Here is an 8,764-nt window from a genome sequence, read left to right on the forward strand (position 1 = left end):
AATCGCTGATTTAGATATGGATAAAGTAATCCAAAGTAAAATAGATTTAGACGTTGTAGGTCATTACTCTAGAAACGATGTTTTTGAATTGAAAATAAATGAATAGAAAATAATAGAATTTTAATTTCTAATGCAAAAGACGAGCTTATCACTAAAGCTCGTCTCTTTTAAAACCTCTAGCCACTTCGCCTAAATCTGGTTTAGCTACAAACATTGTAGTTACGAAAACTACAGCCATTACAACAACTAAAGCAGTAAGTAGTCTTTCTAATATTTTAAATGAACCCTTATATACTATAAATAAAACTATACATCCTATAATAGGCCCTATAATTTGACTATCTATACCTGTTATTGTAGATATACCCATCGCACTTCCTGATAAGTCTCCTGATATATAAGCTGCGCATCCTAAAGTTATAGATATTCCTACTAGGGCTATACTAGCAGTATAGCAGTTCCAATACTTCTAAAAAACTATGTACTGTACGGCACAGTTAGTATCACAGCTTCTACTACTATTATCGAGTTTATTTACGAAAATTCTCTAAATGAAGTTTTAGATGATTTAAATTCAAGTGCTAAATTAGTATCAGATAAAATAAATTCTATTATGTAAAAATAATTTATAATATTCATTGCAAAATATAAGAGGCTAATCGTAAAATAATTTACGGTTAGCCCCTTTTATATAAACTGTTTGGGAAATTAGCTAATTTTACCAGTTTACTTCAAGACCTACATATGCATCTTTTATGTCTAGCGTTTTAAACATCTCTGCTCTTACATGAAATTTAGTGCAGTGACATGGGTATAATTCCCTTATGTCGTTTTCTTTGAAATATTCTATAGTTTTAGCGGTCTGCTCGTTTATCTCTTGAAGGTGAGTACCTCCTATTATGCCAAGTACTCTATCGTCATTTGCTATTTTCTTGGCGTATTCGATTATGTTACAGATGCCGCTGTGAGAGCATCCTGTGATTATATAAATTCCATCCTTTGTTTTGTATAAAAGAGCAGAGTCGTCTAGTATATAATCATCCTTAAATTCGCCATCTATTTCTATTTGACCCATAAGCTTTCTATTTTCAAATTCAACTGTGTCTGGGATTTGTCCTAGATAAGTTATATTTTTACTTATCTTTAGAGGCTCTTTAGAAAAAGTTACATTTGCAAGCTTTTCTATTTCTTCTTTACTATATGGTGCTCCCATGTTTTTATTTTCTCTTTTCTTTTTATTAAATGAAAGAGGATGGCAAATTATATTTATTTTTTTATCAGTGCTATCTATAAAATACTTTATGCCTGTCGTATGATCATAGTGACCGTGTGATAGAACTACTGTATCTACATCCTTTAAATCTATATCTAGGTTTTCGGCGTTTTTCATAAACAAATCAGATACACCTACATCTAGTAAAAATTTTTTATCCTCATCTTCTATGTAATAAGATGCTCCTCCTTCTCCCTTTAGATTTCTTCCATTTATTGCATAGTTGTCAACTAATATTACTAATCTCATTTGTATTTTTCCTTCCTATTATTTCTTTTCATCTACAGACAACATCTCTTCTATTAGAAAATCGTTTATGTAGTGAACTAGAGGTAAAAACACTCTATTTAGATAAAACTGAATTCTCTCATTTACCTTGCATCTTCCTAGATGAAAATCAAACGCCTCGCCGTTTAAGCTCTTATTTCTATCAGTCATAACTAAAAGGTAGTCGTACATAGCCTTTATATGATCATTTTGATTTGTAGGTGTTATTACACTTTTAAACCCACAATCCTCTTCTATAAAAGATTTAGACCAGTCTATAGTCGAGTATTTTACCTTTGAATCTATGTAATCCTTTATTATCTTTGTATCATCTATAAATTTTCTAAATTTTATCAAATACGCGTTGTTGTCATCGCTTATTGAATTTAGCATATCGCTGCTTATTCTCCTAAATTCAAAGCTAATCTTTCTAAGTTCTCTTAAATCCATTATAAATTCACCCCACAATAAGCACAATAAAGTACAGTTTTGCCATCTGATAAAAGCTTTTCAGACGAATTACATATACTGCATTTATACGAAATCTCTTTTAAATCCTTGTCCTTTAACCTATCTATATTTACATTTTCTAGCTTTTTATTGTCCATCTTTATTTGGTAGAAATCCTTATTTTGATTTTTATCTATTTCTCTTTCCATACTAGAAAAGCTCAAATCTAGTGATTTACTCGATGAAAGCCTTATATTGTTATCACTAGGCTTTTTATCTTGTTCTTTTATTATATTTTTATTTTTTTCTCTCTTAGCTCTTGTAGTCTTAGATTTTATTTCCCTTGTATAAAAATTCTTTATTTCCTTGCTAAGCCCACAGTACGGGCAAAATATCTCGAAATAAATATCTCCGTTTGCTTGAAGGTCATCTGCTGATAATTTAAATTCACTTTTGCAATACGGACATTCAAGTATTATAAATCCCTCGTCGTCTCCTATTATCTTTATATCGCTATTAAATATCTTCATATACATCTCTCCAATATAAGTTTTAATATGTAATTTTCTATTTAAAATAACTCTTATATATTAAATACCCAAAAACAATGCGATAAAATCGTTTAATGTATTATTTTTCCATATTTTTATACTAATCAAAAAAAGAGAACCTAAAAATAAATTCTTCCGGGATTAAAATTTATTTTATTAGATCCTCTTATTTGTTATGTTACTTAAAATTATTATTTTATTTTAAAAAACAAATTCATATATAGTACAAATTAATTTTTTAAATGCGTCATTATTCAGCTAATAATCTATTTACACTTGTTGAACCATTTTGATATGGTGCGTAAACAGTATATTCATTTCCAGATTTATCCTTGTAAATTACATAAGCACTTGCTGTAATTTGTCTATCAAATTGATTTGTTGGTATACCTACTAGTGTACCTAGATAAGTTACATAGTTTTGTTTTTGATTTTCTTCGTAATTTATTTTACCTATAGATCTAGCAGCTAATTTGTTATCTACTCTTAGAGCTTCACCTTCTGCTAATAAGTTTGCAGGAAGTATTAAGGTTCCTTTTTCTACTATTTCATCTCCATCGTTGTAAATCTTAGTACCAAATCTTATACCACTTTTATCTTCTACTACCTTCTTAACTTGTGCTCCTATCATTTGAACGTGAGCCCATTTAGCCTTATATGTTATATCTTGGTCATATGTAGCACCTGATTTATATTCTGTAGTTATGTCATCAGTATCCTTGTACCAACCTACAAAAGTATATCCTTCTTTAATTGGTGCTTCTGGTATATAGTCTAAAGCTTCACCTATAGTAGCTTCTTTAACTATTTTTTCGCCGTCATTGTCGAAAGTTACGTTTACAGTTTGTTTTGTACCTTTTACTGTAATTGTAGTTTGTACTTCTTGACGATATAGTTTTTGTAAGTCTTCATTATCTGGATACATTTCAGCATATTTTGCGAATTTTTTACTCGAAAGAACTGATTTTATTGTAACTTGAGTATCTTTTTCAGGTCTATTTACAAGTAAGTTTTCGTAACTAACTACTGCGTTATTTGATGTATAAAATAGGTTATATCCGCTGATTCCCATATTATCACTTGGATCTATTGACACAGGCTCTATACCATTTCCAGTTTCATCTTTTACATCGTATACCCATTTCAAAGAACCGTCTTCATTTAAGCTAACCTCTTTAAATGCATGTAAATTATTTATTACATTATCCTTATCAGTATTAGATCCATCGTTTATTCCATCAAAGTAATGTTCTTTTACAGCTTCCATTAACTTGATTTCATTTTGAATTTCTTCTGGTGAAACTTGTTTTATAGTTAAAGTGATACGTTTTTCAACGCTTAATCCATCTCTTGTCATAGTTATTATTAAATCGACAGTCTTGTCTTCTCCTACAGGTTGATATGTGTATGTACGATATCCATTTATTTTAAGAAGACTTTCATCGCTACTTGTAACTTTTATTTCTTTATTTACTAAACCTATTTTACTTGGTCTTGGTAATTGTATATCTCCAGTTACATTATTTATATCTATGACTTCTTTAGTATTAAAATCTTTAAGTAAATCAGCTGTATATTTGCTATTTAATTCTTCTAACATAGCTTTTTTAACTGCTTCTTCATCTATCTTTTTAGCTTTTACTAAAACCTTGTAGTCTTTTGTGAAAGTTATATCTTTTTCAAGACTTGAATTAGTCTTAGTAAATTTAAAAGTAGCTGTCAAAGTAATTTCTGTATCTTCTGTTGGTTGTGTAACCTTTCCTATATAATCTGGATAAGTATATCCTTCACCGTCTTGGATAGCTATTACATCTGTATTTGATGATTTCCAAGATATTTGAGATAAGCTTTGTTTGTATGTAGAACCAAGTATTTGTGGTAAAACTAAGTCAGTTTCTACATTTTGTAAATCTGTATTTTCACCCTTCATCTTATCTTCTGTAAGATTAGCGTCTATCTCTTCATTCATCTTAGCTCTTACTTTGTCGGCATCCCATCCGATAAGTGCTTTTGTATCAACGTCTACACTTGCATCGCCTAGGCTAAGTGTAAATGTCAAACCAACGTTAGCTTGATATATTGAAGCAAACCCTGAGAAATCAAAATTATCATAATAAGATATAGTACCATCTTCTTTTACATACTCAGTATCGTCTGTTGATTTTAATGTTGCAGTTATGTCGTGTTCTGAATCCTTAGATTCTATGTAATTATTAAGCATAGTTACTACATTTGTATCTGTACCAAATTGAGGTCTCAATTTATAGAAATCTAAATTATTAGATACGAAATCATTTAGTATATCTTGATTAGATGTAGTTTTTTCAAATACTGCTGATATATTTACATCATTTGATATATCTACTATTCCATTTTCATTGTAGTTGAATAAGAATAAATCATTAGTATCCTTATCTATATCTACTAATAATCCACCTGCATCAATTGAGCTTAAATCACTACTTGAATCATACACTGTATCTCCTATTTTCCAACCTTTAAATTCGTAACCATCTTTAGCTTTTGCAGATACTCTCCATTCACTATTTAAAGCTTTATACTCAGAGAAATCAATTTCCTTTGAAGTGATACCTTCATCCTTTGTAGTAGTGTCATTGTAATCTGCATCATATGTAGTAGTTGCTACGTCTACTGTTCCTCCTTCTGAAGGATCTGCTGATAAGTTAAGTTTGTATTCTACAGCTGGAGTTTCACCTTGTTCTACTATTTTTAATTTATAAATTTGAGCATCAGTAGTAGTTGAATTCATACTTGGCCATGATGGATCTCCGCATTTTACAGTTATAATTGTTCCATTTTCTACTGGTATAGCTTGAATTCTCTTATATTCAGTATCTCCTACGCTAGCTCTTACTTGGAAATTCTTATTTGTAGCTGTTGGTGTAACTACTACTTGTTTTGTACCTTGAGGAACCTTTAATTCATATTCCTTAATGTCACTTGAAAATGCTGGCGATAAAGTTCCTACATCTGTCTTTAAGTCTTTTAAAGTCTTATTGCCATCTCCATAAGTTCCACCTAAGTCACTTCCATAAGAACAAGTATACATAAATCTAATTTCATCGTTGTCTTCTACCTTATAGCTGCCAGCACCGACATTTGTAAACCAATCGTTTACTGTAAACATCCAGCCACTTGCACTTCCACCATCGAACTCACTTAATCCACCGATAGCAGAAATATAACTGCTACTTCCTTTAATTTCAATTTTTTCTTTGTCCATTGCTGCTTTAAAGGCATCATATGCAGTTGAATCTGCAGGAATCTGTACATCTGTACTAACAAGTTCACCTGTAAAAGCTGGTACTCCATTTCCCTTATCTTCTAAAAAAGTAGTATTTTCAACGGACACTCTTACATTAATATTTGCCCCTGTAGTAGTTTCTTCTGCAAATACTTTTAGAGGCAACATAGCTATAACTAAGCATATAGCTAAAAACGTTGTTCCTAACTTTTTAAAAATTCTCCTCATTTTTCTCCTCCCATATATTTATTTTGGAAAATTTATCATATTTCCATAATATAATTATAAATTAAAGAAAGTTATCAAAAAGTACGATTTTAGTAGTACTACTTTACCATAATAAGTAGTACTACTAAAATCGTACTTTACATATTTTTGAACATAATATATTCTAATAGTAGGGTATATAAAAACAAGTCATATAATTTGCAATATATATGACTTAAAAGTAGTATGTTTTTAAAAGTTCTATACTAGTATTTAAAAGTATAGAATTTTTTTTGTAATAATTAACTGTATAGTAGGAGATGAATAACATATGGAAATTAACTACAAATGTCCTGTATGTTCTAACAATGTAGTAATAAAATTATCAGATGTCTCAAAAACTATTAGATGTCCTAAATGTAATCTAAAGATAAACGTAAAAAAGGACGCTGAATTCGATAAAAATATTAAGCATATAAAAAATAAAAGGTAATTTAAAAAAGTATGATTTTAGTTTAATGTACATAAATCATACTTTTTTGTTACGAAAATTACTATTAAAGTCTTTAATCAGGAATCTCTCAAATTATCATTATTTTCATACCTTATTAAATCTTTTACTCGACTTAAAATGACTTTTGTTTCGGCGGTAGTCTCACCAAGCAATCTAGCTATCTCTTGAGCTACAGTCATTTGCTTATTGATGACTGTTTGTGCTAGGTTTATAGTATCGTATTTGACTTTGTCAGCTCGTTTTTTATTTTCGATTTGTTCTGTAATATCATGTGCCATCCATAAGAATATTTCTTCTTCAGCTAGCCAAAATATATCTTGAGATAGAGTTTTGTTTAAATCTTCAACAAATACTATGTTGTTGTATATATTTTCACGTTTGTTTAAACAATCAGAAAATGCAGTATCATCTACATACATAAAAATTGGATAGCCGATGTAGTCGTTATCAGTTATTTTAAAAAAATCCTTAGCCTTATTGTTAAATTCAATCATGAGTAGCTCCTTATCGACAAGTCCTATTAAAAACGGAGATGCTTCAAATATTAAATTCGATATATTTTCAGCCTTCTGTCTCATATAAGGTGCACACATATTTATCTCAGAAATATCGTTGTATATCGCCATAGCATGCTCCTTGCAGCTCTCATATCCGCAACCTTTACAATTTAGTTCATCTTTTAATGAGATTTTTCCCATAGATTTCAATATAGAACTCAATTCATCATCATTTGGAATTTTTAACTCGACTTTTTTAGGAGAGAAAGTTTTCTCTAAGGAAATTTTCGCTAAATTTTCTTCATAAGGATATTTGTCATCATAGTCCTTATATTTAATTTCACATTTATTTCTGTAATTTCTAACATTTATCTCTCTTTCTTGATAAGTTATGCTGTGATTATCTATTCCAGAACCATTTAAACAGCTATGAACACAGCCACTCATTTCAAATATTGTATTTTTAAATCGCCCTTGCTCTAAAGCATGAAGTATACTTATACAATCATTTACACCCTCTACTGTGATTACCTTTTTTACTGGATTTTTGTCGTTTACTACACGAGTTGTTTGACCTACTAGAGGAAATAACAGTCTATCTTTACAGATCACATCGAATTCGCCTTCCTCAAGGCTGTCTAAATCTATATGCTCTCTTTTGAACCATCTTTGCAATTCGGCAAATGTTATAACTCCATCGACACTCATATCTAGAGAGCCTTCATCCTTTTTAGCTAGACAAGGACCTATAAAAACTACCTTCGTATCAGTGCTGTATTTGCTTTTCATAAGTCTAGTATGACATAGAAAAGGCGACACTACAGGTATTATATTTTTAGTAAACTTAGGGAAATGTTTTTCAATCAAGTTATTTATCGTTGGACAGAAGCTCGTAAAATAATTTTCTCCATCATCTAAATTTGCGTACTTGTAGTACTCATTTAAAATAGGCTCTGTGGCTATTACAGTTTCCTCGACATAGTCAAAGCCTAGTTTTTTTAATGCAGTCGGTATTTTATGGCTATTCTCACCGAAAATCGACACAAAACTCGGTGCAATCGATACTGCAACTTTATTTTTACTTTTTATAAATGATTTAATTTTAGATACTTCTGATTTTAATATTGATTTTTTTTGAGGACAGGCTTTAGAGCACTCATTACATATGATGCATCTGTCTCTTAAAATTTGAGCTTGCTCATTTTTGAATTTAATTGCATTTACTGGGCATGCACGTGCACATGCATAGCAGCTTTTACATTTAGTCTTTTTTAAATTTACATACCACATAATAATTCCTCCAAGGATATAAAATATTTTCCCAACCTTAGAGATATATTAATAGTTGATTTTAATAACCCCTATAAAAAAAATTCCTTATACTCGTTTAATTATACTATATATATTTTTTATTAACAATTTCTTATCTGTTATCACAGTTTATCTTAAAAAGGGATATGATGCAAATTTTACCTTGCTTCATATCCCTTTAAATATGTTTTATAGGGTTTTTATTTTAAGAAGTTTTATAAATATTTTACCTCTTACCATTTTCCATTCCAGTCTATATTATTTCCTAAAAGATCTAAAACTGATATTGATCCATTTGGATATTGAGAATAAACTGTGTATTCGTTGCCAGCTTTATCTTTGTAAGTTACATAAGCTGCTGCTGTCATTTCTCTTTCAAATTGAGCTTCTGGTATATTTGATATTGTTCCTAGGTAAGTTACGTAATTT

8 protein-coding genes are annotated in these 8,764 nt (G+C 30.0%); 1 reads left to right on the plus strand and 7 read right to left on the minus strand.

Annotation, left to right across the window (positions count from 1 at the left end):
• Positions 1-151: 151 nt before the first annotated feature.
• The 5 genes from SPD90_RS05875 to SPD90_RS05895 all read right to left on the minus strand — a co-directional run bounded on the left by SPD90_RS05875 (position 152) and on the right by SPD90_RS05895 (position 6,034).
• Positions 152-442: a divalent metal cation transporter gene (locus tag SPD90_RS05875; RefSeq protein WP_320924623.1), complete on the minus strand. Its 291-nt coding sequence runs from the start codon at positions 440-442 to the stop codon at positions 152-154.
• A gap of 276 nt (positions 443-718) precedes the next feature.
• A complete protein-coding gene (locus SPD90_RS05880; RefSeq protein WP_320924620.1) occupies positions 719-1,522 on the minus strand; it encodes an MBL fold metallo-hydrolase in 804 nt (267 codons plus the stop codon).
• Positions 1,523-1,540: 18 nt separating this feature from the next.
• A complete protein-coding gene (locus SPD90_RS05885) occupies positions 1,541-1,990 on the minus strand; it encodes a hypothetical protein (RefSeq protein ID WP_290685995.1) in 450 nt (149 codons plus the stop codon).
• Positions 1,990-2,520, minus strand: a complete 531-nt coding sequence (locus SPD90_RS05890; RefSeq protein WP_320924621.1) for a hypothetical protein — start codon at positions 2,518-2,520, stop codon at positions 1,990-1,992. Before SPD90_RS05890 ends, SPD90_RS05885 begins: the two co-directional genes overlap by 1 nt.
• Before the next feature lie 271 nt (positions 2,521-2,791).
• Positions 2,792-6,034 (minus strand): DUF4430 domain-containing protein, encoded by a 3,243-nt coding sequence (locus SPD90_RS05895; RefSeq protein WP_320924622.1) that lies wholly within the window; start codon positions 6,032-6,034, stop codon positions 2,792-2,794.
• A gap of 310 nt (positions 6,035-6,344) precedes the next feature.
• Between SPD90_RS05895 and SPD90_RS05900 the strand changes: the two genes are divergently transcribed.
• Positions 6,345-6,506 carry a hypothetical protein gene (locus SPD90_RS05900; protein ID WP_320625308.1) on the plus strand — a complete coding sequence of 54 codons (162 nt, stop codon included), beginning with the start codon at positions 6,345-6,347 and terminating at the stop codon, positions 6,504-6,506.
• A 77-nt stretch (positions 6,507-6,583) separates the two neighbouring features.
• Here SPD90_RS05900 and SPD90_RS05905 read toward each other — a convergent pair whose 3' ends face one another.
• Together SPD90_RS05905 and SPD90_RS05910 are read right to left on the minus strand one after the other, a co-directional pair.
• Positions 6,584-8,314: a [Fe-Fe] hydrogenase large subunit C-terminal domain-containing protein gene (locus SPD90_RS05905; RefSeq protein ID WP_320625307.1), complete on the minus strand. Its 1,731-nt coding sequence runs from the start codon at positions 8,312-8,314 to the stop codon at positions 6,584-6,586.
• Positions 8,315-8,568: 254 nt separating this feature from the next.
• Positions 8,569-8,764, minus strand: a 196-nt coding sequence (locus tag SPD90_RS05910; protein WP_320625306.1) for a hypothetical protein, incomplete at its 5' end; no start/stop codon positions are given.

It is taken from the genome of Intestinibacter sp. (genome assembly GCF_034113885.1).
Lineage (GTDB): Bacteria > Bacillota > Clostridia > Peptostreptococcales > Peptostreptococcaceae > Intestinibacter.